This window comes from Spirulina sp. 06S082 (assembly GCF_034932145.1).
Classification (GTDB): domain Bacteria; phylum Cyanobacteriota; class Cyanobacteriia; order Cyanobacteriales; family Spirulinaceae; genus CCY15215.
In genome coordinates this window covers 1-1453 of record NZ_JAYGHV010000103.1, presented here as the reverse complement: position 1 = coordinate 1453, position 1453 = coordinate 1, and the positions used below count along the sequence as shown (strand labels likewise).

Here is a 1453-nt window from a genome sequence, read left to right as displayed (position 1 = left end):
CATTGGTGTCAACTTAAGGGAACAGGTTCCCAAATTTGCCGAGAGATAGCATCTTTTTCTCGATGTCGTTTTCTCTCGGCTTTAATCAGACCAAAGAGCTTGGCGCGTTCAGCCAGATAGGTGACAACATCAGGGTTTTCACCACGAAGCACAGCTTTAGCGACATAATATAAACTACGAAAAACCATTTCCACCGAGATTTTTTCTTTGGGTTGATGCAATGCGATCGCTACCTCTCCAACCAATTGATTTAAAACCGTGTAAAAAATCAAAGTAGCCAGAATTTGAATTTGTACGCCATTGGTATGACCAACCCAAAGATAAGCCAATCCTAAAAGTCGTTTAGTTAAGGAAAAGGCTTCTTCAATTTTCCACCTTCTCCGATATAAATCACAAACTTCTTGAGGAGAAAGTTGCTCATCATCAAGAACATTAGTTAGATAATAATACCAAGTTTTACCCCAAAGTACAGAAACTAATCGAACGGGATGATGACAAGGATTGGAACGGTATTTTCCCAAATGAATGATTTCATCACGATAATAAGCTCCACGAGAAAGAACTCGTTGACTCTGATAAGCGGTTTTGGCTCTCATGCGGGTGAGAAAAAACTTATTTTCCTGGGTAAATTGGTCAAACCAGCCAAAACAAAAAAAACCCAAATCAATAATCAATAATCCGGATTTGGGGAGAGCTTCTAATAATTCTTGACACCAAATTTTATCATTACATCTAGAGTTTTCTTCATACCATACTGTCACGGGAATTTGGGTTAAGGCTTCCACTATCACCATCATTTTTCCGGCAAGTTCTCCAGATTCTTTTGGAGCTATTTTTAGCCTTTTCCGGAGCTGTTCTAGGGTTGAGCCATCAGCTATCCACAGAACGCTAAATCTTTTCCTAACAGTTTCCCATTGCTTTTCTAGGGGAATTTCTGCCGCATTTTCTCTTCTTTTTTCTAACACCTTTTTAAGGAGGACGGCAAAGATTTCTGCCGGGAAGTTCATTAATCTTTTGGATAGGGCTTGTTTACTAACTTTTAACGGTTTTACCCAGAGCAGTCCTTCTTCTTTTAACACTCTCACTGCATCACTTAATCCGGCAATTTGTCGATAGACTAGACTTAAAACTAATGCCACCATAACAGGGAGTGTTAAGAGCCGCTCTCTCATCAGTTTATCATGATTCCCTGGCACATATTTTAACGGTGTAAATAAGCAAGGGTTTAGATATTCTTTCAGTTCTTCTACCAGTTGAGGAATTTCTAATGCTGGGGTTTGACGCTGACGGCGTAAATCTGGGTTTCCTTCTTTTCTTGGCCGTTGCTTTGAGCGCTTTTTCATCATTCTTTCTTCTCTGGTGATTTCTCGATCTTACCCTCTCTTTCTCTTTCTCATTGGTTTTTTCCGATTCCTTTTGTTTTTCGCTTTCTCCCCTTAAGTTGACACCAATG

1 protein-coding gene is annotated in these 1453 nt (G+C 39.7%); it reads right to left on the bottom strand.

Annotation, left to right across the window (positions count from 1 at the left end; all coding sequences use genetic code 11):
• Positions 1-8 precede the first annotated feature (8 nt).
• Complete coding sequence (locus tag VB714_RS07295) at positions 9-1343, bottom strand: IS4 family transposase (protein ID WP_323222604.1); 1335 nt, start codon at positions 1341-1343, stop codon at positions 9-11.
• Positions 1344-1453: the final 110 nt, after the last annotated feature.